We start from the raw sequence: 21,727 nt of genomic DNA on the forward strand, positions 1-21,727 counted from the left end.
TACTATGGCTACATCCCTCACCACCCGCAGCCGCGGCGCCGCGCAAGTCAAGGAATCTGTCTACGCCTGGGAAGGCAAGGACAAGTCCGGCAAGACCGTGCGCGGCGAGCTGCGCGCCGGCGGCGAGGCGATCGTCAACGTGACCCTGCGCCGCCAGGGCATCATGGTCACCAAGGTCAAAAAACGGGTCTACCGCAGCGGCAAGAAGATCACCGACAAGGATTTGACGATGTTCACGCGCCAGCTGGCGACGATGATGAAGGCCGGCGTCCCGCTGCTGCAAGCCTTCGATATCGTCGGCAAGGGCCATGCGAACCCGTCGATGTCGAAACTCGTGCTCGACATCCGCAGCGACATCGAAACCGGCACCAGCCTGAACAACGCCTTCCGCAAGTACCCGCGCTATTTCGACCCGCTGTTCTGCAACCTGGTCGGCGCCGGCGAGCAGGCCGGCATCCTGGAAGACCTGCTGCACCGCCTGGCCGTCTACAAGGAAAAGACGCTGGCGCTGAAGTCGAAGATCAAATCCGCCCTGACCTACCCGATCGCCATCCTCGCGGTCGCCTTCATCGTGGTCGCCGTGATCATGATCTGGGTGGTCCCGGCCTTCAAATCCGTGTTCGCCAGCTTCGGCGCCGACTTGCCGGCGCCGACCCTGATCGTGATGGGAATTTCGGATTTTGTCGTGCAGTGGTGGTACCTGATCTTCGGCTCGATTTTCGGTTCCATTTACTTCTTCTTCCAGTCCTGGCGCCGCTCGCTGAAAATGCAGCAGGCCATGGACCGCCTGCTGCTGCGCCTGCCGATCTTCGGCGAGGTGATCAGGAAAGCGACGATTGCGCGCTGGACCCGTACCCTGGCGACCATGTTCGCGGCCGGCGTCCCGCTGGTCGAAGCGCTCGACTCGGTCGGCGGCGCTTCCGGCAACGCGGTCTACCTCGACGCCACCCGGCGCATCCAGACGGAAGTCAGCACGGGCACCAGCCTGACGGTGGCGATGCAGAACGTGAACGTGTTTCCGAGCCTGGTGACGCAGATGGTCGCCATCGGCGAAGAATCCGGCGCGCTCGACGGCATGCTCGGTAAAGTGGCCGATTTCTTCGAGGACGAGGTCGACGAAGCCGTGGCTGCCCTGTCCTCGCTGATGGAGCCGATGATCATGGTCATCCTGGGCGTGCTGATCGGCGGGCTGGTGGTGGCGATGTATTTGCCGATCTTCAAGCTGGGGTCGGTGGTCTAGGCGATCCTGTCCCGCCCACCTATCTCACCACTTCACGGTCCCCATGCCGCGAGACGGCTGGTAGCTGTAATAAAGCCCAACCGAGTCAAACCGCTGCTGCCGTTCCAGCACGTTCGGGAACGAAAAGCTGCGGCGCGACGTGATGTACTTGAGCGCGAGGCCGTGCGGCCCCGCCACCCTGTAGTTCAGCGACGCTTCGCCGCGCAGGACCCGGTCGGACCCTCCGGTGTCGGGACTGGTGATCCTGCCGTTGAAGAAGGCGAGCGAGCTCAGGTCAAACGAGAGCCTGTCACCGCAGATCAGGCGAAGCGACAGCATGGTCTGCGGCGCGAAACCGTAGTGGTATTGACCGGTCGAGGTGGCGCGTATCGTTCCGGTCGCGACATAGCCGACGCCGGCCGAGGCATGGCCTTGCAGCGTGAGGCCGTCGGCCAGCCACCACTGTGCATTGCTGCCCGCCGAGAGCCCGGTGCTCGCGACCCGGAACAGCTGCGGCGACAGGAAGTCATAGCTTCCGTACAGGCCGGCGATGCCGCGCAGGCGCTCGCCGGGCCCGTACGGGGCGCCGAACAGCAAGCCGCGCGTAGCGAGGCTCTCGAGGCCATTCACGCTCGACACGCGGGCACGGAACAGGAAGTAATCAAAAGGCTTGTGGTAGGTGTAGCCCGCTTTGCCGGGCAGGCCATAATCCAGCGCGAAATCGGCGGCCACTTCCCTTCTCTTCGTGGACAGAGAAGGGCCCACGTTGCTGTCCGATGGGGCGCTGGCGCCCAGCTGCAGGCGTCCGAACGTGGCCGGAGTGGCGCCGGCCCACAGCGAGGCGGCGCGCCGGCTCATGCCGCGTTGGCGGTTGTATTCCAGCGCCGGCGACACCAGCGCCGCGCCGGCCTCGCGCAACAGCGGCGCCGAATCGCCGCCCCGATCCAGGGCCAGGCTCGCCATCCGGTACAAGGCCTCGCCGAGGAAGCTGCCGCCGAAGCTGGTGGTGATCTGGTCATTGCGCGACGGCGGAGTCGTCTCGCCCGCGACTTCCCACACCGCGCTGCCGGCGAAGGCATAGCCGAGCGATTCCCAGAATGTCAGCCCATTACTGCGCGCCAGGTTGAAGTACACCGAACCCTGGTAAGGATGGCCCATCTGGTTGATTTCGAAAGGGTCGCGATCTTCCACCCAGCTGCTGTGCAGGTTGCGTCGGACCGAACCCATGGTGACGCGATAGTCGTCCGGCTTCACGAAGGCGTGATCAACGCGGTTCAGCACGACCTGGAAGGCGAGAATTTCCAGCGCGGCCGCGCCGTAGCTCTTGTAGAGCCGGGCATCCATATTGCGCATTGGCGATGGTGCGGCCGGCGCAGCGGCCGGCGATGTGGCTGCTGATACGCCAGGGGCTCGTTCGCGCAGCGGATCCTGATCCCGTACTGTTGCGGGCACCGGCGCAAGGTCGGCGAATGGGTCGACAGCTGCGTTTGGTGAGGCATGGGCGGCGCCGGCGACCAACGCCAGCAGCAATGCATGGACGGGCCGGCGCAGCTTGAATTCGTATCGTGAGGCGGTCATCTATATCCTGAATCGAGTCGCTGCGATCACACTGTCGTCAAGAACGTGACTGACCGATGCCAGGCACGCCACCGGCGACAGGTATTGGCATAAATTTAACAAGTCGCAGGAAATCTTGTCGCACGGATTGCCTCTGAGGCAGCTTCAGTCACATATCCGTCATGTTGTCGGACAAACAAGGGGATTGACCTTGCTTCAAGTCCAGATGGGTGATCTCGGGAGAGCTTGCGTAGCGACTGACACAACGAGTGCCTGTGCAATCCCGCGCGCCCCAGGCACGGGAGGAAGCTGCGACATGTTGAACCTGGGCGTCAGATAGCGCAGCTCGCAACGTCATTGCTGGAAAACCACGAAGTTTGATAAGAAAAAGCGCTGCAAGATGGCGGAGAAGTTCCTATACAGCAGAGGAAACTACTGCGGAATTTAGTGAGGACGTACACCTGTCAGGTTCCCTGGCTCCCGGCCAGCGACGTGTGCATCTGGCTTTCGTAGCAAGGCCGGCTCGAGGCCGGCCTTGCGTAGCAGATAGGACGGCCGCTTGGGCCGTATCAGCTGGTGTTCCGGACTATTTTTTGTCTGGTTTCTGCGCTGGCGCTACTGCCTGGCCCTGCATGCTGCCTTGGGATGGGGCGCGTTCGGCCCGGCTTTCAGACTGCATGCTGGCGCCAGCGGCTTCAGAGTGCATGTGCGCACCTCCATTGGCTCGAGCAGCTTTGCCGCCTTGCGCGCCATCCTGCTGGAGCGGATTGCGGAAATTCTTCAGAAATTCTTCTTTCTGCTGCACGTTGCGCTCTGCTGCTTCCACCGAAGCACGGGCCACCTCGTCCGCCAGTACCTGCGCCGTACGGGACGTTTCACGCCCATGCTGATGGGTGACACGTGCCAGGTCTACCTGCGACCCTGCCGCGATACTGGAAATGTGCTGCTGATAGGTGCGCATATGTTCCGACGACGGTTGCGTGTCAGGCAGGACGGTGCCAGCCAGGTCGTTCGCTTGCCCGCTTGTCAGCATGCGCCGGCCGGCGCTGAGGGTCTCCTCAAGCATATTCTGGCTGAGCTTCAAATTCGCCTGGCAAACGCTTTGAAACGAACCAGACAGCGACTGCGATAAATCGTTGAAAAATGCGAGCTGGGAGTCCAGGTGCGAGCGCAGAGCCGGATTGACGGATTGATCAAATGGAAACATGAGGTACCTTTTTAGTGTTGAGTCGCACAAAATGCGCTCACTTGAAGGACAACTTGGGGGTGCCTGGCGCGCCAGGGAGGAAGCAGCGACTCGCTGCCTGGATGCAGGATCTCGAAGGGACCGTGCGAACAAGCCGACTATGCGCTTGTTGAAGGGCGCACGGGACAAAATAAAAAATGTATTTACGCGCAATGATTCTCGGCAAGTTCGATGTGCCGCCCCGGCAAAGCAGATTGCGAGTACAGTGGCTGGATGAGACCACGCCGTGATCATCAAACCGCAAGGCTGATTGACGCATCGATCGACGTGCAGCAATCGCATGGCAGCTAGGTCGCGGCACGCCTGTTGTGTGAACGCGGCGTGCTGCTTGAACGGCTCGCCGGGTCCTGCACCAACCGGACCAGCGCAGAACCTATGGCAAGGCAGTTATACACTAGCACCTGCGGGGGTATGGTTGTCGACGCGATATTTGCGCATGCGTTCGAACGCGATCTTCCGGATGTCGATGGTCAGTCCATGTCCGCTGCTGTCGGGTAGCCCGATACCTGGCCGCTATCGGCCGCGCCTGCCCTCCGTTTACATTGACTTGCGCAGCGATCGCGCGCAGGTTAGGACTAGTACGCGATCCACGCTGCAGCAAAATCCTCGCTGGCTGAGCATTTGCAACAGGCGTGCCTCAATTGATCAAAGGACACAATGAACAACGTCATCGAATTTCCCGATAAAGTCTTCCGTCAATGGGGGGCAGTCGCCCAGGTACTTACCCCCTACCTATGCCTGCTTGGAGCAACGACAGCGGAGGCCAGGGAAATCATCAGCCGGATGCAGGTGCGATGGGAGGAGCTTGGTGTACCGCTCAGCCTGCCGGCTCTCCGCTCGGTTCCCAAGCCGCTGCCAGACAGGCAAGACGCGGCAACCAAAGGGACGCCCGAGGAGCAGGCGATGCAGACTTCTCCGGCCCGTAACCCGGAGAACGCGCGGACAATGCTTGAGTTTGCCAGGCTGGAGTACCAGCAGTCCCAGGCAAGCTGATCCGTGCAGAGATAATAGTTTGCCTGCAAGTCCAGTCGCTGGGCATGTCAAACCGGGCATGTCAAACGCCGGGGCGTGCCTTGAACCTCACCATGTTCACCATCTCATCGCGTGCCAGCGCCACGACTTCGCGCGCTGCTCATCTTCAGAACGCGACGATGGCTTTCAGGCCGACCACGACGGCATTACTGTTCCGCGTCGTACCGCCCGGATGCACGATGTACTGCAGGTTCGGGCGCAGCGATACCGAGGGCACCGGGTCCCACGCGTAATAAAGCTCGGTCACATACTCGTAGCTGCTGCCCGCGATGGTGTCCTGGCCGGTGCGGACATCGGCCTGGCTTGTGAAATCGGCGAAGCGCCGGTTGTTATGGGTAGCGCCCACGGCAAGGCCGAGCGAGTCCTGCGCGCGGCCTGCGAACGGGCCCTTGTATTGCACGCCCAGCGCGAGCTGGCGATCCAGCTGCGCCGTATTACGGTCGGCCTGCGTGAAGTTCAGGAACACCGTTGCACCGCGGCCGTCGGCGCTGCCGCTCACCTGCTGCTGCAAGCTCAGGTAGCCGCCGAACTGGCCGCTGCGCTGAAGCGGATCCAGTCCGGTGACCCCGCGTGGGTCGTGGTTCAGGTCGAGGTAGAGGTCGGCGCCGTTCGAGGTGTTGTACCAGCCGCCCAGCTTGTACGATCCGGGCAGCCCGCGCCAGTCCGGTTGCCAGCCCGCTTCCAGCGGGATCAGCGCACCGGTCGTGCCGCCCGGGTTGTTCGGCTTCCAGCCGTTGTGGCGCGCGTAGTTGTCATCCACGTAGCGCGGGTTGACCTGGTACACGCCCAGCTGCAGGTAGCTCTCCCTCGAGGGGTGGTATTTGAGGCGCGCCGCCCACTGGCTGGTGGGCCAGTTGACCCAGTAGCCGCCGACCAGGTTGCCCGGCTGGGCGCTGCAGAACGTCAGGTTCTGGAAGTCGCAGGAGAAGCTGAAAAAGTCCTCGCCGACGGTGAGGCGGCCAAACTTGAGCTCCAGGCGATCATCAAACAGCTTCTGGTTCAGCCACAACTGGGTCAGGTGCCAGGTCTGTCCGCGTCCGTAGACTTCCTGGATCAGCATGTTGTTGCCGATGTTGGCGTCCGCCCCGAGATTGCGTCCGTTACGGTCGGTCATGGTGAACTGGAATGTGCCGCCCTTCCACCCCCAGCGCTTGTCCAGGTCGAGCGCGGTGCCGAACACCCACTGGTCCGTATAGCGGGTCAGGTGGTCGCTGCCGCCCCTGAAGTTGTGCGCGATCTGGCTCCCGTAGCCGAGATTGAAGGCCACGCCCTGGTCCGCCAGCTGCTTGCGCTGGCCGCCCCAGTCCCCGAACAGGTAGGGGCTGCCGGCAGCGTCGTCCGCATGAACGTTGGCGGCGCCCAGGGCAGATGTTGCCGCGGCAAGGACTACCAGCCTCGCCAGGGAGCGTCGGGAAAGAATAAATCGTTTACGCGTTGCCATGTTCGAAGCCCTATCCAAGCCGGGTTGACATTGAACGTTGGAGTGGGATTGCCGCGCAGAGTTCATCCACGCTTTTTACCAGCTTGCTAGGGCAGCGCGTAGGCGATCACATGGTCGCCGAGCTTCGTGCCGAAGGAACCGTGTCCGCCCGCGGCGATCACGACATACTGTTTGCCGTCGATCGAATAGCTCATCGGCGTGGCCTGCCCGCCTGCCGGCAGGCGCGCTTCCCAGAGCTGCGCGCCGTTATTCACGTCGAAGGCGCGCAGGTAGTTATCCGCCGTCGCGCCGATGAAGGCTACGCCACCCGACGTCACGATCGGGCCGCCCAGCATCGGCATGCCCATCTTGAAGGGCAGCGGGAGCGGCGCGCTGTCGCGCACCGTGCCGATGCGCTTCCTCCACACGATCTTGTTGGTCTTCAGGTCGATCGCTGCAATGGTGCCCCATGCCGGCTGCCTGCACGGCAGGCCCAGGGGCGAGAGGAAGGGGTTGAGCATCACGCCGAAGGGCGTGCCGTATTGCGTCTGCAGGCCCAGCTCGGAACCGCCGCTCTTCGTCCCCGGCTTCGGCTCGACCGGGTTGTCGGGGCCGCGCGGCACCAGGCGCGAGACGAAGGGCAGCGAGATCGGGTTGGCAATCGCGATCTGGCGGTCGGTGTCGACGGCAAGGCCGCCCCACTCGAACATGCCCAGGTTGCCCGGGAAGACCAGTGTTCCCTGCGTCGAGGGCGGCGTGAAGGTGCCTTCATAGCGCAGCTGGTGGAACATCACGCGGCAGACCAGCTGGTCGTACATGGTGGCGCCCCACATGTCGGCGTCGGTGAGCAGCTTCGTCGGGCGGAACGTGAGCGCGGAAAACGGTTGGGTCGGCGCGACCCGGTCACCCGGCGCCGCGCCCTGCGGCACCGGCCTTTCGGGCGCCGGCACGACCAGCGCGCCCGTGCGGCGATCGAGCACGAACAGGTTGCCGGTCTTGGTCGGTACGTAGACGACGGGCACCGCCTTGCCGTCCTTGCCGGGGATGTCGGCCAGCGTCGGCTGCGCAGGCAGGTCCATGTCCCACAGGTCGTGGTGTACCGTCTGGTAGAACCAGGCCAGCTTGCCGGTCGATGCGTGCAGCGCGAGCAGGCCCGATGCATAACGCTCCTGGTCGGGCGTCCGGTTGCCGCCCCAGATGTCCGGCGTCCCTACCCCCATCGGCAGGTAGACGATGTCGAGTTCCTTGTCGTAGGCCGCGGGTGCCCAGGAGTTCGGCGTATTCCAGGTGTAGTGTTCGCCGGGGCCCGGGATCTTGTTGGGGTCTTTCGCGCCCGGATCGAAGGCCCACAGCAAGGCGCCGGTACGGACGTCGTAGCCGCGAATCACGCCCGAGGGCTCGCGTGTCGAGTAGTTGTCTTCGACCGCGCCCGCCACGACGATCACCTTGCTCGTCACGACCGGCGGTGAAGTGGGCTCGTACATGTTGCGGCCTTCTATCGCCACGGCCGGCTGCAGGTTCAGGTCGCCGCGGTCGGCGAAGTCCGCGCAGCGCGCGCCGGTGAGCGCGTCGAGTGCGTAGAGGTGGCCGTCGTTGACGGGCAGGTAGATGCGGCGCGTGCAGGTGGCGGCCGGAGCGGCCGGATCTGCCGTTGCCGGGCCTGCGCCTGCGCCTGCCGCGAGATCGACATACGACACGCCGCGGCAGGTCACGTGCTGGAAGGTCGGATCAGGTTTCAGTCCCGGATCGAATGTCCACTTGAGCGTGCCCGTCTTCGCGTCGAGCGCGAACAGCTTCTGGTGCGGCGAGCACAGATAGAGCAGCCTGCCGATCTTGATCGGCGTGACCTCGTCGGTGATCTCGCCGGGATCGTTCGGCCCTTTCATGTCGCCCGTGCGGAAGGTCCAGGCCACCTGCAGGTTCTTCACATTCTGCGGTGTGATCTGCTGCAGCGGCGAATAGCGGGTCCCTTCCTGGGTGCGGCCATAGGCTGGCCATTCGGAAGGCGCGACCGCGCCGGCCCTGGGGACCGGTGCAGCCGAGCCGGCGGCGAAGCTGCCGTCGACGGTCTGCGGATCGTTGAAGGATGCGTAGACCAGCACGCCCGCCCAGATCACGAGCGCGCCCAGCAGCGAGCGCACCTCGAACCTGCGCCCCGTTGCGTGGCGCAGGTTCACGAGCAGCAGCCAGGCGCCGAAAACGACCAGCACCCCCGCGCGCGGCGCGAGCGCCCAGAAATCCGGACCCGACTCCGACAGCGACCAGATGGCCGTGCCGACGAGTACGAGTGCATACAGCGCGAGCGCCCCGGGCCGGCGGCGGTACAGCAGCCACGCCACGCCAAGCAGCGCGAGGCCGGCCACGATGTAATACGCTGATCCACCGAGCGCGAGCAGCCACGCGCCGCCGATCAGCAGGTACAGCCCCGTGAGTGCGGCGAACAGCAGGCTGACAATATCGATGAATCCGAGCGATCCTGATTGTCTGGACATGATGATCTCCACCTGCGGGCGGCAAGGCGCGCATCGATGCAGGTCGGATCAGAATACACGACACGTGAAAACACAGCGCGCCGCATGCAGGCCGGCTGCTTGCGGCGCGCGGGCCGTCAGGCCCCGGCGGTTTCGCGCCTATAGGCTTCGATGATGCTCGCAACATCGGCGTCCGCCGCCAGGCCAAGCGCTTTTGCCCGGCCCACATCCCACGCGGCCGGCCAGCTGCTGACGATGCGCTCGATCCCCGGGTCGGGCGCGAAGCGGACACGCGCGACCGTTTCCGGTCCGGCCAGGGCTTCCAGCGCAGTGAGCATCTCCGCAACGCTGACCGACAGACCGGGCAGGTTGATCGTCCGGCTCTCTTCCAGCACCCCGGCCGGCAACTCATGTCCCGCAATCAGTGCTTCGATGGCGGCGCCCGGAGACAGCAGCCACAGCTTCGCCTCGGGCTGCACCGGGCAGACCGACTCCTGTCCGTTCAGCGGTTCGCGGATGATCCCGCTGGCGAAGGAAGATGCCGCCTTGTTCGGTTTGCCCGGGCGCACGCTGATGGTCGGCAGGCGCAGCACGCGGCCGTCGACGAAGCCGCGCCGGCTGTAGTCGTTGAGCAGCAATTCGGCGATCGCTTTCTGGGTGCCGTACGAGGAGCGCGGGTTCAGCGCGGTATCGTCCCGCACCAGCACGGGCAGCCTGCCGCCGTAGACCGCCACCGAGCTGGTGAAGACGACTTTCGGTGCGTGGCCCAGCGCGCGGCAGGTGTCGAGCAGCAGGCGCGAGGCGTCGAGGTTGATGCGCATGCCGAGCTCGAATTCGGCTTCGGCCTGGCCGCTGACGACCGCCGCCATGTGGAAAATCGATGCGGTATCGGTGTCGATGGCCTGGCGCAGGAAGGCGGGGTCGGCGATGTCGCCGGTCAGGATGCGCACCCGTTCATCGCCGGAATCCGCGGCCGGCGCCAGGTCGGCCAGTACCAGTTGTTCGATGCGGCGCACCCTGCCCTGGCTGTCGCCCAGTTCGCCGCGCGCGAGGAGTGCGCGCGCCAGGCGCTGGCCGAGGAAGCCGGCGCCTCCGGTAATCAATACCTTCATGCTTGTGCTCCCGTTAGATGTCGAGGCCGAAGGTCGACCTGAGTTCATCGATTTGCGCGGCGTCGAGCGTACGCACAGGCGTGCCCCGCAGCAGCAGGAATAGTTTGGCGGTTTCTTCGAGTTCCTCCGCCGCGTTCACGGCCGCTTCCAGCGTCGGGCCCGACACGACAGGGCCGTGGTTGGCCAGCAGCACAGCCGAGTGCCGGGCCGCCAGTGCGCCGATGACGCCGGCCAGCGCCGGGTCCCCGGGCCGGTGGTAAGGCACCAGCGGCAGGCGGCCGATCTTCATCACGAAATACGGCGTCAGCGGCGGGATGCAGTCGTCCTGGTCCAGGCCGCACATGCACGAGACGGCCGCCGAATGGGTCGCATGCAGGTGCACGATCGCGCCGGCACCAAGGCGCTGCCCGTACATGGCGCGGTGCAGGAAAGCTTCCTTGGATGGCGCTTCGCCCGCTACCAGGCGGCCGTCCCAGTCGAGTTTCGAGATCGCGGCCGGGTCGAGCCGTCCCAGGCTGGCGTTGGTCGGGGTCAGCAGCCAGCCGTCGCCGCTACGCACGCTGAGGTTGCCGCTGCTGCCCGCGCTCAGGCCGCGTTCGAACAGCGAGCGGCCGAATTCGGCCATCTGCTCGCGCAGGCGCGCTTCTTCCGGATGGGCGTGGATCGCCGCGCTCATGACAGCCGGCTCCATGCCTTCAGGAAGAAATCGTCGCTGCCGAAATTGCCGGACTTGAGCGCCAGCGCCAGCGGCGCGGCATCAGGATCGGCCTGCAGCGCACTCGTCCACGGCACCCCGGGATCGATTTCCGGGCCGATGCGCAGTCCCGACACGCCCAGCGCCCTGACCACCGCGCCCGAGGTTTCGCCACCCGCGACGACCAACTGACGCACGCCCAGCGCCACCAGGCCTTGGGCGATGGCGGCCAGCGCCTCCTCGACCAAACCGCCGGCGCGTTCGGCGCCGAGCCTGGCCTGCACTGCCTTGACGGCCTCCGGCGCGGCGCTCGCATAGATCAACAGCGGCTGCTGGCCGACGTGATCCGCCGCCCAGGCCAGCGCTGCGCCGGCCACGTCTTCGCCGCTCGCCAGTGCCAGCGGATCGACCTGGAACGAAGGGGCCTGTTCGCGCATCAGCGCCACCTGTCTCTGCGTCGCCTGCGAGCAACTGCCGGCGATGACGGCGCGCGCGCCGCCGGCGGCCGGCAGCGCATCCGCCGCGGCGTGTTGCTGCAGCAGGCCGCGGCGCCGGAAGTTATCGGGCAGGCCGAGCGCGATGCCGGAGCCGCCCGTCACCAGCGGCAAGTCGGCGCAGGCCGCGCCGATGCTTTCCAGGTCTTGGTTCGAGATCGCATCGACAACCGCGAAGCGGCAGCCCTGCTCGCGCAGTTGTGCAAAGCGTGCCCGGATGGCGACCGCGCCCTGCCCCACCACGCCGGCATCGGCGAGCCCGACGCGTCCCGTCACCTGCTGCTGCAGCACCCGCACCAGGCTGGCATCGAGCATCGGCGTCAGCGGGTGGTGGCGCATGCCCGATTCGTTCAGCAGTTCGCCGCCGACGAACAGGTAACCCTGGTAGATCGTGCGCCCGTTGGCGGGAAAGGCGGGACAGGCGATCGTGAAGTCCGTCCCGAGCGCCGCCATCAGCGCCTCCGTCACCGGACCGATATTCCCGCGCGGGGTGGAATCGAAGGTGGAGCAGTATTTGAAATAGAACTGGCGGCAACCGGCCTCGCGCAGCCAGCGCAGCGCCGCCAGCGAATCGGCGACCGCCTCCGCGGGCGGGCTGGTGCGCGACTTGAGCGCGATCACCACCGCGTCGACGCCGTTGGCATCGAAGGGCAGCGGACCGGCGGGCACGCCGATCAGCTGCACCGTGCGCATGCCGGCTTTCACCAGCATGCCCGCGAGGTCGGTACCGCCGGTGAAGTCATCGGCGATACACCCGAGGAGGATGGCCATTTACTTCACCAGCCAGCCGGCGTTGCTGAAGATCTCGCGCACCGTGCCCTGGTTGCTGTCGATGTAGCGCTTGAAATCGTCGCCACTGGCGAACTGCGCGTTCAGGGCGTTCGCCTGCAGGTAGGCCTTCCATTCGCTCGTCTCGGATACCTTCTTGAGCAGGCGGGCGTAGTACGCGACCTGGTCCGGCGTGGCGCCGGTCGCCATGTACACCGCGCGCGGCATGCGGTATTCCTCGATCGCCAGCCCCGATTGCACGCAGGTCGGGATGTCGCTCCAGGACATCGATGCCGTCACCTTGTCGGTGTAGCGGATGCGCTCCTTGCTGAACACGCACAGCGGGCGCACCTGGCCCGCGCGCCATTGCGACAGGTTCTCGTTCGGATTGTTCAGGTTCGCCGCCACGTGCTTGCCGGCCAGCTGGTTGGCCACTTCGCCGCCGCTCTTGAATGGGACATAGGTCAGCTTCATGCCGCCCGCCTTGTTGATCAGTTCGGCGAGCGTCTGGTCGGTGTCCTTCGACTGGGCGCCGCCCATGACGTGGGCGGAAGGATTGGCGCGCGCCGCGCTGACGAAGTCCTTGGCGCTCTTGTAAGGCGCATCGTTCGGCACCCACAGCAGGAATTCGTCCTGCGCGACCATGGCGACCGGGATCAGCTGGTCGAATTTGTAGGGCAGCTTGACGACCATCGGCAACAGGTAGGCGTTGTTGGTGCCGAAGACGATCTTGTGCGGATCGCCCGGGTTCGACGCGATTTCCACGAAGGCTTCGGCGCCGGAGCCGCCCGCCTTGTTGAGGACGACGATGTTCTGGTCCATCAGCTTGTGCTTGATGATGATCGATTGCACCAGCCGCGCGAACTGGTCGGTGCCGCCGCCGGCGCCGGAGGGCACGTAGAACTCCACCGGCTTCGAGGGTGCCCAATCGGCCGCAGCCGCCGTGCCGGCCGCGCCGATGAGCGCAGCCAGGGCCGAGAATCGGAAGAACGTGCTCGTTTGTTTCATCATTGCTGTCTCCTGTTGTGATTTATTGTGGTGTGGCGGTGCTGCGTACTATTCAGTTCATGCGGGATTGCGTTTCCATGCCGCGTACAGCGCCGAGCCTTCCAGCTCGAGCATGTCGATCGATACGGCCTGGCCGCGCGCCACGTCGGCGCGCAAGCGTTTGTTTGCGGCGAGATAGAACGGCGCCATGCCGGGCGCCGTATTCGTCGGGACCAGCGAGGGCGCCATGCCGGCGATCGTGTGGTGGTGGCCGCCCATGACCAGGGTTTCCCCCGCCTTGAAATCGCGCTCGGCGGTGGCGAGCATGGTCGAATGCGCCACTTGCGTGGTGCTGCCCGACGAGCGGCCATGCAGCACGGCCGAGAAGATGCTCATCATGCTTTCCAGCCCCATCAGGTGGTAAGGCAGGTAGATGCAGGCGTACTTGCGATTGCGGCCCACCACGTGGCCCTTTTGCGCCAGCAGTTCCCAGACGGTGTCGTCGGTGCAGCGCACGACCACGAACACGCCGCCGCCGAAGCTTGCTTCGTCATCGCGGCGCAGGCAGTTGAAGACATCGACCACGCCGGTACGCGCGAGGATGCCGCCATCCTCGACCGGGACGAAGATATCGGCCAGCTCGGAGATGTGGCACATCGGATAGCTCAGCGCGCCGCGCGCGGGCAGCAGGCCGGTCGAATTCGATACGACATTGAGTTCGCAATAGTCCGGCGTGGTGCTTTTCGGGATCTCGGCAATGACGGCGTCGCGCTGCGCCAACAAGGCGGCGAGGTCCCCCTCCATACCCCACAGCGCGGCCATGCCGGCCGCTTCGTAACGGCGCCCGCTGTATTCGACTTCCCCGCTGGCCGGGTGATACACGTAGTCGTATTCGCTCGACTTGCCGGCGGCAACGATCTCGAAACCGAGCACCCTGGCCCAGGTGACCAGGCCGATCAGGTTGCTCGGCTGGTCGCCGTCGACCGTGGTGTAGACCACGCCGCGTTCCTGCGCCAGCCGGTTCAGGCAGGGGCCGGCCACCGAGTCGGTTTCTTTCGATACCATCCCGACGTGCACGCCGCGTTCGATCGCATCGAGGGCGATCTGCACGCTCACTTCCGGCTGGCCGGTCGCTTCGACCAGCATGTCGCATGCGACATGCGCCAGCAGCCGGTGGTCCTTTACCAGCACGATCTGCTGTGCAGCGGCGGCGTCCTGCACCGCGGCGGCGCCGTGGCAGATGCGGACCTTCGCGGTGTCGTAGCCGAGTTCGGCCAGCAGCGCCAGCGTGCCTTCCGGGTCCAGGTCGCACAAGGCGGCAATGGCGACATTCGGGAGTGCGCGGCACTGTACCAGCAGGGTGCGCGAGAAGCCGCCCCTGGCGCCGGTCAGGACGATCCGGACGCGGCGCTCCGGCAGTTCATTGAACAGCAGTTCGTAGTTCATGGGATGAGGATGATGGTCGAGGTGGTCGGCGCCGAAGCGGCTGGAAAACTGCAGGCGCACGGAGCCCCGAGTACGCTTGCGCGCATCCCTGATGTCATGTTGTCGTCTCCAGTTTTTTTAATGTTGTGCAGTGATTGTGTGCCGCACTTACATAACTGTCTATTTCGGCTTTCTGAACGATTGATAACTGATGGTTATCATCATCCGGCACCGTGGAAATGCTTGCGGCGCCGGATCAGCGCGATCCCGCACAGCGTCGACAGGCTGCTGACGACGACAAACCCGAGCCCGTACGAGGCGCTCCATTCGGCCAGCAGGCCAACCAGCGGCGCGCCGACCACCGCGCCGAAAAACGTGATCGCCAGCGAACCGCCGGTGGCCAGGCCCGCCTTGCCCGGCGGCGCCTCGCGCGCCACGGCGGCCAGGTAGACCCCGTTCCAGCCGATCGCCACGGCGCCGTACAGCACGAACACGCACAGCGGCAGCACGGTCCCCGTGGGGGGCGCCAGCAGCGCGGCGCCGACGCTGGCCACACCGCCGCCGATCGCCAGCGCGCCGAGCAACATCGGCGGGTGGATCCGGCGGTCGGCCAGCCAGCCCCAGGCAATGCGCCCAGCCACCCCGGCCGCCTGGGCCATCGAAAAAACCAGTCCGGCCGCGACCAGCGAGAGCTGGAGCTGGGTAGTCAGGTAGGGCAGCAGGAAGGTGGTCAGGCTGACCTGGGTGGCCGAAAAGAAGAAGGAGCTGATCACCAGCAGGCGCAGCACCGGCACCGACCAGACCAGCCGCAGCGGCGCGGCAACGTGTTGCAGCGACAGCGCGAGGCCGGGTTCGGTATCGGTATCGAGCTGGCGCCGGGTCGGCTCGGCCAGCACGGCCACGCCGACGCAGGCCAGCGCGACGCCCAGCGCGCCGCCGCGCCAGCCGAAGGCGAGCATCGCCGGCGGCAGCACCAGCCCGGCCAGCATCGCGCCCAGCGGCACCCCGGTCTGCTTGATCGAGAACATCAGCGACATCAGGTGCGGCGGCGTCGTACGCATCAGGATGTGCGAGCTGGCCGGCGTGATCGGCCCGTAGCCCAGGCCGATCAGCAAGGCACTCAGCGGCAACAGCAGGGGCGAGGCCGACAGAAGCACCAGCATGCCGGCGGCGCAGGCCAGCAGCGCGGCCTGGCTGATGCGGATCGCGCCGAAGCGCCGCACCAGGCTGCCGCTCCACAGGGTCGCCCACATCGCCCCCAGGAACACCAGGCCGATGAACATGCCGGTGAAGGTGAGCGGCACGCCGATATCGGGCGCGGCCGCGGGCGCCAGTACCGGCACGGCGACCATGGCCAGCGCCGTCAGCGACTGGATCGCCAGCATGGCGGCGAGGGGAAGGACAGTGTTGCGCATGGAAGCCCGGCAGATGAGAGGGCTGGAAATTGTAGGCCCTGCCCTGTCGGGAAAGGTTTTCGTTCCGGCAAGTTCGCTTAACGTCAGGTTATCGCGCCGCTCCCTGGCGCCACCCCGCCGCGCGCTGCGGGGCGCACGATAACCCCGGATATAGCGCGATTACTTAAAGTTATCGATCCTTCAGAAAGCCTGAATAGACAGTTATCTCTGCCGCGAGGCAATATTTATGGAAATTGGGCCTGACTCAATCATCCATTACAACGACGGAGACGAGCAATGAAGAAAACCATCCTGGCCATCGCGGCCCTCGCGAGCCTCGCCGGTACGGCGCAGGCGCAAGACTCGAATGTCACCATCTACGGCATCGCCGACATGGGCTTCGTGCGCGACATCGGCGCCAACGCCGCCGGCGCCACCAGCAGCCTCGTCAGCGGCGGCCAGTCGGCTTCGCGCATCGGGTTCAAGGGCAAAGAGGCCCTCGGCAAGGGTTACGCCGCCTTCTTCACGCTCGAGGCCGGCATCCTGATGGACACGGGCGCCTCCGACCAGGGCGGCTTGCTGTTCGGCCGCCAGGCCTTCGTCGGCTTGCAAACGCCGTACGGCTCGGTACGCATGGGCCGCATGTACACCCCGATGTACGAAGCGCGCCACGCCTACGATCCGTTCGACGGTGGCTTCGGCGGCGACTACGGCCGCATCTTCCTCGCGGGCGGCAAGCGCGCCAACAATGCGGTCGTCTACGACGCGCCGGCGCTGGGCGGCTTTGAAGTCGAAGCGCAGTACGTGCTGGGCGAACAGCCGGGCGACGCCGCGCGCGCGCGCCAGATGGGACTCTCGCTGGGCTACAAGAAGGGCCCGGCCGACTTCAAACTGGTGTGGGATGCGCAAAACAATAATCCGGCCGGCACGGCGCCGCTCGTGACCACGCGCAGCACCGCACTCGGCGGCAGGTATGCGTTCCCGCTGCTGGCGGTGCACGCCGTGGCCCAGGTCAATTCGAGCAACGCGGCCGTTGAGCTCGACACGCGCGACTACCTGCTGGGCGTCGACGTGCCCTTTGGTGCGAGCAGTGTGATCGCCACCTATATTTTCCACGACAACCGCGCCCTGGCCGACGCCGATACCCGCCAGTGGGCAGTCGGCTATAAGTACAAGCTGTCGAAGCGCACCAACCTGTACACCTCGTACGCGCGGCTCGATAACGACCGCCTGGCGAAGCTGCAGACGGCGGTGCTGGGCGGGACCGACCGCATCTTCAGCGCGGGTATTCGTCACCTGTTCTAAGTGGGGCTTTGTCGTAATTGGCGGCGTGTGATTCCGGACACGCCGCGATATGCATCGTACAACCGCGTGGGCATGCCCACCCTACGTTACACAACGGTTCCATGAACTTGCCAAGGCCGGTAGCCGCACCGTAGGATGGGCACGGCCCACAGCGGCTCCGTGAACTTGCCACGTCCCGTAGCGCACCGTAGGGTGGGCACGGCCCACGCGGCCGTACGACCCACAACGGCTCCGTGAACTTGCCACGGCCGGTAGCGCACCGTAGGGTGGGCACGGCCCACGCGGTACTACCCCGCATCTCGAAACGCCACGTATAACCCGTGGCGCGTACGCAGTGGGTGTTTTCAGCAGTGCGGCGTGCGATAGTACGACCGCGTGGACTCAAGAGTCCACCCTACATTGCATCCCTGCTGCCATCACTGCGCCGCAGGTGCACCGGCACCGACAGCCCGCGCAAACACTCCTTGAACACCGACACCGCCGGCGCCGCGATGCGCTCCTTGCGGGTGACGATGCCGAAAGGCTCGAGCTGCAGCTTGATGCGCACCGGCAGGATGCAGATCATCCCGCTGGTCGCGTAATGCTTGGCGACGGTGGTCGGCACCACCGAAATCATGTCCGTGTCCTGCAGCAGGGTCGTCGTCGCCAGGATCGATGCCGTCTCCAGCAGGTTCGATGGACTCGGGATATTCGCTTCCTGGAAGGCCAGTTCGAGGAGTTTACGCATGGGCGAACTCGGCGGCTGCAGGATCCAGGCCTGGCCGGCCAGGTCGGCCAGCTCCAGGCGCCGCGTCTGGCTCAGCGGGTGATGCACGCCCGCCACCACGGACAAGGCCTCGTTGTCGACCACTTCGAACTCGATCTCCGGATGCTCGCCGGGGTCCGGCACCCGCCCCAGCACGATGTCGAGCTTGCCCTGCTCGAGCATCTGCAGCAGCACGTCGCTGGTATCGATGTGGACGCTGATCTTGATCTGCGGATAGCGCGTGCGCAATTCGATGATGGTGCGGGTCAGCAGGCCTGGCGCCGGCGCCATGATCGAGCCGATCGAGACCTCGCCCACCGCCCCCGCCTCCTGCGCCACCAGCTGCTTGCGCAGGTTGTCGAGGTCGGCCAGCATCAGCTGGGCGTAGTTGATCACCGATTCGCCGAACACCGTGGGACGCATGCCGCGCGGCAGGCGCTCGAACAGCTGCACCCCCAGCGTCTCCTCGATCTCGTGCAGCATCTTGGTGGCGGCCGGCTGCGACAGGTGCATCGCTTCGGCCACCTTGCGCAGCGAACGGAATTCCTCCAGCGCGGAGATGAGCGACAACTGCTTGATGCGCAGGCGGTTCTGCATGGATTTGGCGGTCGGGATCATCGAATTGCTGGCGAATTTACGATAACCGGATGTTATCACCAATTGCCGAGATCGTGATAGACAGTTATGCCTCCGCGGCGCACAATCATATTCATAATTAGAAATACCCAATGGAGACCCCGAGCATGAAGCTTCCCCGTTTCACCGCCCCCGCAGCGGCGCTGGCCGCCACCATCCTCTGCGCCGCCGCCGCGCCCGCCCATGCCGCCTGGCAGCCAACCAGGACCATCCAGCTCGTCGTCGCCGGCGGTCCCGGCGGCGGCACCGACCAGCTGGCGCGGCTGATCCAGTCGGTCATCACGAAATACAAGCTGGCGCCGGTCGCCACTGTCGTGCTGAACAAGGGCGGCGGCAACGGCGCCGAAGGCTTCCTCGACACCAAGCTGGCCCATGGCGATCCGCACAAGCTGATCGTCGGCACCAACAACGCCTACCTGCTGCCGCTGGTCGCGAAGATCGGCTACCAGTGGAACGAACTGACGCCGGTCGCCGCGGTCGCCCAGGACGACTTCATCCTGTGGACCGCGGCCGACGCGCCCTACAAGAGCGCGAGCCAGTTCCTCGACGCCGCCAAAGCCAACCCGGCCGCCTTCCGCATCGGCGGCAGCCAGTCGAAGGACGTCGACCAGACCCTGACCCTGCTGATCAACAAGACCTACGGCACGAAAATGGTCTACATCCCGTTCAAGAGCGGCAGCGAGGCGGCCACCCAGCTGGCGGGCAAACACATCGCCGCCAACCTGAACAACCCGAGCGAAAACATCGCGCAATGGCGCGCCGGGCAGGTCAAGCCGCTGTGCGTCTTCAGCAAGACGCACATGAGCTATACCGCCAAGGTGGCCGACAAGGCCTGGTCCGACATCCCCACCTGCAAGGAACAAGGCCTGGCGATCGAGGAATACCGTTTCCCGCGCACCGTGTTCATGCCGGGCGGCGTCAGCGCCGACCAGCTCGCTTTCTACGTGAACCTGCTCAAGCGCATCAGCCAGACCCCGGAGTTTACGGAGTACGTCGAGCGCAACGCGCTGGCGCCCACCTTCCTCGCAGGCGCGGCGCTGACGGGCTACATCAAGGCTGACGAACAGCGCGTGCGCGCGGTCTTCAACGACGCTGGCTGGCTGGTCAAGTAACTCCCTTCGCAAACGACAAGAGCGCCGTTCGAAAACGGCGCCATGGAGAACCTATGTCTACGAATCAGGAACCGGGCGGGCGCAGCTTCATCACGGTGCGCGCCGCCGAACTCGCGGTAGCGGCATTCACGGCCATCGTCGGCGCGGTAGTGATGCACGGCAGCCATGAACAGGGCATCGGCTGGGAAGACTCCGGGCCGCAGTCGGGCTACTTCCCCTTCTATATCGGCCTGATCATGCTGGTGGCCAGCCTGGGCACCATCGTGCTCACCCTGAAGGACTGGCGCGCCCTGGCGCGTTCCTTCGTCGAACGCGCGCCCTTCGCCCACGTGATGAGCGTGTTCCTGCCGGTCTGCGTGTACGGCGTCGCGATCCGCCTGCTCGGCATGTACATCGCCTCGCTGCTGTTCATCGGCTGGTTCATGTGGCATGCCAAGGGCGAAGTCCGGCATGCGCGCTGGAAGGTCGTCGTGGTGCCGGCGGCCGTGGTGCTGGCCAGCTACCTGATCTTCGAACGCTGGTTCCAGGTGCCGCTCTATAACGGCCCCCTGCTCGCTCACTTTGGCATCGGCCAGTAACCAGGACAGAACATGCAAGAATTCTCCTATCTGCTCGACGGCATGCTGGTCGTCACCACGCCCTACCACCTGCTGCTGATGGTGGCCGGGGTCCTGCTCGGCATCCTGGTCGGCGTGCTGCCCGGCCTGGGCGCGCCGAACGGCGTCACCCTGCTGCTGCCGCTGACCTTCACCATGCCGCCGACCGCGGCCATCATCCTGCTCACCTGCATGTATTGGGGCGCGCTGTTCGGCGGTTCGATCACCTCGATCCTGTTCAACATCCCGGGCGAGCCTTCCTCGGTGGCGACGACCTTCGACGGCTACCCGCTGGCACGGCAAGGGCGGGCCACGGAGGCCCTGACCGCCGCCTTCAGCTCGGCGCTGCTGGGCGCGCTGACCGGCGTGCTGCTGATTACTTTCCTGTCGAGCTATATCGCCAAATTCGCCATGAGCTTCAGTTCGCCCGAGTTCTTCGCGGTCTACCTGCTGGCCTTCTGCAGCTTCATCGGCATGAGCAAGAACCCACCGCTGAAAACCGTGGTGGCGCTGATGCTCGGCTTTGCGATGGCCGCCGTCGGCATGGACACCATTTCCGGCAACCTGCGCCTGACCTACGGCATGCCGGAACTGCTCAAGGGGATCAGCTTCGAGATCGCCGTGATCGGCCTGTTCGGCATCGGCGAAATCCTCTGCACCGTCGAGGAAGGACTGGTCTTCCGCGGCGAGCACGCCAGGATCAGCGTCAGGGCAGTGCTGAAAACCTGGGCCTCGCTGCCGAAATACTGGGCGACGTTGCTGCGCAGCGCCGCCATCGGCTGCTGGATGGGCATCACCCCGGGCGGCCCGACCGCTGCCTCGTTCATGAGCTACAGCGCCGCCAAGAAGTTCGCCAAAAACAAGGAAAACTTCGGCAAGGGCGAACTGGAAGGCGTCATCGCCCCCGAAACGGCGGACCACGCGGCCGGCACCAGCGCCCTGCTGCCGATGCTGACCCTGGGCATTCCCGGCTCCGCCACCGCGGCCGTGATGCTGGGCGGCCTGATGATCTGGGGCCTGCAGCCCGGTCCGATGCTGTTCGTCGAGCAGAAGGACTTCGTCTGGAGCCTGATCGCCAGCATGTACCTGGGTAACGTGGTCAGCCTGATCGTCGTGCTCTCGACCATTCCGCTGTTCGCCGCGATCCTGCGCATTCCGTTTTCGATCATCGCCCCGGTCATCGTGATGGTCTGCACCATCGGCGCCTATTCGGTGCACGGCTCGATGTTCGACGTCGCCCTGATGTTCGGCTTCGGCGCGCTCGGCTACCTGTTCAAGAAGCTGGGCTACCCGATCGCCCCGCTGGTGCTGGCCGCCGTCCTCGGCGACAAGACCGAAGGCGCGTTCCGCCAGTCGATGCTGTTCTCGAACGGCGCGCTGTCGATCTTCTGGTCGAACCCGCTGGTCGGCACCCTGACCACCTGCGCCATCCTGCTCGCCACCTGGCCGCTGCTGATGCGCGCCCTGACGTATGTCGCGTCAAGCTTCAACGGCCGCACTGTCAAAAATTAACC

The 21,727-nt window shown here is 65.3% G+C and carries 17 protein-coding genes; 6 read left to right on the plus strand and 11 right to left on the minus strand.

Features of this window, described 5'->3' with window-relative positions:
• The first annotated feature begins 4 nt into the window (after nucleotides 1–4).
• Complete coding sequence (locus tag AC1MEM_RS23165) at nucleotides 5–1,240, plus strand: type II secretion system F family protein (protein WP_499474437.1); 1,236 nt, start codon at nucleotides 5–7, stop codon at nucleotides 1,238–1,240.
• Between the two features lie 24 nt (nucleotides 1,241–1,264).
• Here AC1MEM_RS23165 and AC1MEM_RS23170 read toward each other — a convergent pair whose 3' ends face one another.
• Both AC1MEM_RS23170 and AC1MEM_RS23175 read right to left on the minus strand, forming a co-directional pair.
• Nucleotides 1,265–2,797, minus strand: a complete 1,533-nt coding sequence (locus AC1MEM_RS23170) for a DUF3943 domain-containing protein (RefSeq protein WP_499474438.1) — start codon at nucleotides 2,795–2,797, stop codon at nucleotides 1,265–1,267.
• A gap of 565 nt (nucleotides 2,798–3,362) precedes the next feature.
• Nucleotides 3,363–3,983: a phasin family protein gene (locus AC1MEM_RS23175; protein WP_499474439.1), complete on the minus strand. Its 621-nt coding sequence runs from the start codon at nucleotides 3,981–3,983 to the stop codon at nucleotides 3,363–3,365.
• 696 nt (nucleotides 3,984–4,679) lie between these two features.
• Between AC1MEM_RS23175 and AC1MEM_RS23180 the strand changes: the two genes are divergently transcribed.
• Nucleotides 4,680–5,015 carry a hypothetical protein gene (locus AC1MEM_RS23180; protein ID WP_499474440.1) on the plus strand — a complete coding sequence of 112 codons (336 nt, stop codon included), beginning with the start codon at nucleotides 4,680–4,682 and terminating at the stop codon, nucleotides 5,013–5,015.
• Nucleotides 5,016–5,160: 145 nt separating this feature from the next.
• Here the strand turns inward: AC1MEM_RS23180 and AC1MEM_RS23185 are convergent, their stop codons facing one another.
• The 8 genes from AC1MEM_RS23185 to AC1MEM_RS23220 form a co-directional block, all read right to left on the minus strand.
• Nucleotides 5,161–6,495: a carbohydrate porin gene (locus AC1MEM_RS23185; RefSeq protein ID WP_499474441.1), complete on the minus strand. Its 1,335-nt coding sequence runs from the start codon at nucleotides 6,493–6,495 to the stop codon at nucleotides 5,161–5,163.
• An 86-nt stretch (nucleotides 6,496–6,581) separates the two neighbouring features.
• Entirely contained in the window at nucleotides 6,582–8,966 is a 2,385-nt protein-coding gene (locus AC1MEM_RS23190) for a glucose/quinate/shikimate family membrane-bound PQQ-dependent dehydrogenase (RefSeq protein ID WP_499474442.1), read from the minus strand.
• A 116-nt stretch (nucleotides 8,967–9,082) separates the two neighbouring features.
• Nucleotides 9,083–10,057: a D-erythronate dehydrogenase gene (gene denD, locus AC1MEM_RS23195; RefSeq protein WP_499474443.1), complete on the minus strand. Its 975-nt coding sequence runs from the start codon at nucleotides 10,055–10,057 to the stop codon at nucleotides 9,083–9,085.
• A gap of 13 nt (nucleotides 10,058–10,070) precedes the next feature.
• Nucleotides 10,071–10,733 carry a 3-oxo-tetronate 4-phosphate decarboxylase gene (otnC, locus tag AC1MEM_RS23200; protein WP_499474444.1) on the minus strand — a complete coding sequence of 221 codons (663 nt, stop codon included), beginning with the start codon at nucleotides 10,731–10,733 and terminating at the stop codon, nucleotides 10,071–10,073.
• On the minus strand, nucleotides 10,730–12,016 hold the full coding sequence (gene otnK / locus AC1MEM_RS23205) for a 3-oxo-tetronate kinase (protein ID WP_499474445.1): 1,287 nt from the start codon (nucleotides 12,014–12,016) through the stop codon (nucleotides 10,730–10,732). The genes otnC and otnK overlap by 4 nt, the downstream gene beginning before the upstream one ends.
• Nucleotides 12,017–13,024, minus strand: a complete 1,008-nt coding sequence (locus tag AC1MEM_RS23210; RefSeq protein ID WP_499474446.1) for a tripartite tricarboxylate transporter substrate binding protein — start codon at nucleotides 13,022–13,024, stop codon at nucleotides 12,017–12,019.
• Between the two features lie 54 nt (nucleotides 13,025–13,078).
• The gene (locus tag AC1MEM_RS23215) at nucleotides 13,079–14,506 is read right to left on the minus strand and encodes a homoserine dehydrogenase (protein WP_499474447.1); all 1,428 of its coding nucleotides are present in this window, start codon (nucleotides 14,504–14,506) and stop codon (nucleotides 13,079–13,081) included.
• 140 nt (nucleotides 14,507–14,646) lie between these two features.
• Nucleotides 14,647–15,840: an MFS transporter gene (locus AC1MEM_RS23220; protein ID WP_499474448.1), complete on the minus strand. Its 1,194-nt coding sequence runs from the start codon at nucleotides 15,838–15,840 to the stop codon at nucleotides 14,647–14,649.
• 276 nt (nucleotides 15,841–16,116) lie between these two features.
• Between AC1MEM_RS23220 and AC1MEM_RS23225 the strand changes: the two genes are divergently transcribed.
• Nucleotides 16,117–17,124 carry a porin gene (locus tag AC1MEM_RS23225; protein ID WP_499474449.1) on the plus strand — a complete coding sequence of 336 codons (1,008 nt, stop codon included), beginning with the start codon at nucleotides 16,117–16,119 and terminating at the stop codon, nucleotides 17,122–17,124.
• A gap of 394 nt (nucleotides 17,125–17,518) precedes the next feature.
• Here AC1MEM_RS23225 and AC1MEM_RS23230 read toward each other — a convergent pair whose 3' ends face one another.
• A complete protein-coding gene (locus tag AC1MEM_RS23230) occupies nucleotides 17,519–18,487 on the minus strand; it encodes a LysR family transcriptional regulator (RefSeq protein WP_499474450.1) in 969 nt (322 codons plus the stop codon).
• A gap of 125 nt (nucleotides 18,488–18,612) precedes the next feature.
• Here AC1MEM_RS23230 and AC1MEM_RS23235 point away from each other — a divergent pair, with 125 nt between their 5' ends.
• Genes AC1MEM_RS23235 through AC1MEM_RS23245 form a run of 3 tightly spaced genes read left to right on the plus strand, consistent with a single transcriptional unit; the run spans nucleotide 18,613 to nucleotide 21,725 of the window.
• The gene (locus tag AC1MEM_RS23235) at nucleotides 18,613–19,617 is read left to right on the plus strand and encodes a tripartite tricarboxylate transporter substrate binding protein (protein ID WP_499474451.1); all 1,005 of its coding nucleotides are present in this window, start codon (nucleotides 18,613–18,615) and stop codon (nucleotides 19,615–19,617) included.
• A gap of 53 nt (nucleotides 19,618–19,670) precedes the next feature.
• Nucleotides 19,671–20,195 carry a tripartite tricarboxylate transporter TctB family protein gene (locus AC1MEM_RS23240; protein WP_499474452.1) on the plus strand — a complete coding sequence of 175 codons (525 nt, stop codon included), beginning with the start codon at nucleotides 19,671–19,673 and terminating at the stop codon, nucleotides 20,193–20,195.
• 12 nt (nucleotides 20,196–20,207) lie between these two features.
• On the plus strand, nucleotides 20,208–21,725 hold the full coding sequence (locus tag AC1MEM_RS23245) for a tripartite tricarboxylate transporter permease (RefSeq protein ID WP_499474453.1): 1,518 nt from the start codon (nucleotides 20,208–20,210) through the stop codon (nucleotides 21,723–21,725).
• Nucleotides 21,726–21,727 lie beyond the last annotated feature (2 nt).

The organism is Telluria sp. AIW5 (genome assembly GCF_056680575.1).

What these genes read in the sequence shown, in the direction of transcription:
- AC1MEM_RS23165 (WP_499474437.1), top strand. Translation starts at nt 5, where the DNA reads ATGGCTACATCCCTCACCACCCGCAGCCGCGGCGCCGCGCAAGTCAAG.
- AC1MEM_RS23170 (WP_499474438.1), bottom strand. Translation starts at nt 2,797, where the DNA reads ATGACCGCCTCACGATACGAATTCAAGCTGCGCCGGCCCGTCCATGCA.
- AC1MEM_RS23175 (WP_499474439.1), bottom strand. Translation starts at nt 3,983, where the DNA reads ATGTTTCCATTTGATCAATCCGTCAATCCGGCTCTGCGCTCGCACCTG.
- AC1MEM_RS23180 (WP_499474440.1), top strand. Translation starts at nt 4,680, where the DNA reads ATGAACAACGTCATCGAATTTCCCGATAAAGTCTTCCGTCAATGGGGG.
- AC1MEM_RS23185 (WP_499474441.1), bottom strand. Translation starts at nt 6,495, where the DNA reads ATGGCAACGCGTAAACGATTTATTCTTTCCCGACGCTCCCTGGCGAGG.
- AC1MEM_RS23190 (WP_499474442.1), bottom strand. Translation starts at nt 8,966, where the DNA reads ATGTCCAGACAATCAGGATCGCTCGGATTCATCGATATTGTCAGCCTG.
- denD (WP_499474443.1), bottom strand. Translation starts at nt 10,057, where the DNA reads ATGAAGGTATTGATTACCGGAGGCGCCGGCTTCCTCGGCCAGCGCCTG.
- otnC (WP_499474444.1), bottom strand. Translation starts at nt 10,733, where the DNA reads ATGAGCGCGGCGATCCACGCCCATCCGGAAGAAGCGCGCCTGCGCGAG.
- otnK (WP_499474445.1), bottom strand. Translation starts at nt 12,016, where the DNA reads ATGGCCATCCTCCTCGGGTGTATCGCCGATGACTTCACCGGCGGTACC.
- AC1MEM_RS23210 (WP_499474446.1), bottom strand. Translation starts at nt 13,024, where the DNA reads ATGATGAAACAAACGAGCACGTTCTTCCGATTCTCGGCCCTGGCTGCG.
- AC1MEM_RS23220 (WP_499474448.1), bottom strand. Translation starts at nt 15,840, where the DNA reads ATGCGCAACACTGTCCTTCCCCTCGCCGCCATGCTGGCGATCCAGTCG.
- AC1MEM_RS23225 (WP_499474449.1), top strand. Translation starts at nt 16,117, where the DNA reads ATGAAGAAAACCATCCTGGCCATCGCGGCCCTCGCGAGCCTCGCCGGT.
- AC1MEM_RS23230 (WP_499474450.1), bottom strand. Translation starts at nt 18,487, where the DNA reads ATGATCCCGACCGCCAAATCCATGCAGAACCGCCTGCGCATCAAGCAG.
- AC1MEM_RS23235 (WP_499474451.1), top strand. Translation starts at nt 18,613, where the DNA reads ATGAAGCTTCCCCGTTTCACCGCCCCCGCAGCGGCGCTGGCCGCCACC.
- AC1MEM_RS23240 (WP_499474452.1), top strand. Translation starts at nt 19,671, where the DNA reads ATGTCTACGAATCAGGAACCGGGCGGGCGCAGCTTCATCACGGTGCGC.
- AC1MEM_RS23245 (WP_499474453.1), top strand. Translation starts at nt 20,208, where the DNA reads ATGCAAGAATTCTCCTATCTGCTCGACGGCATGCTGGTCGTCACCACG.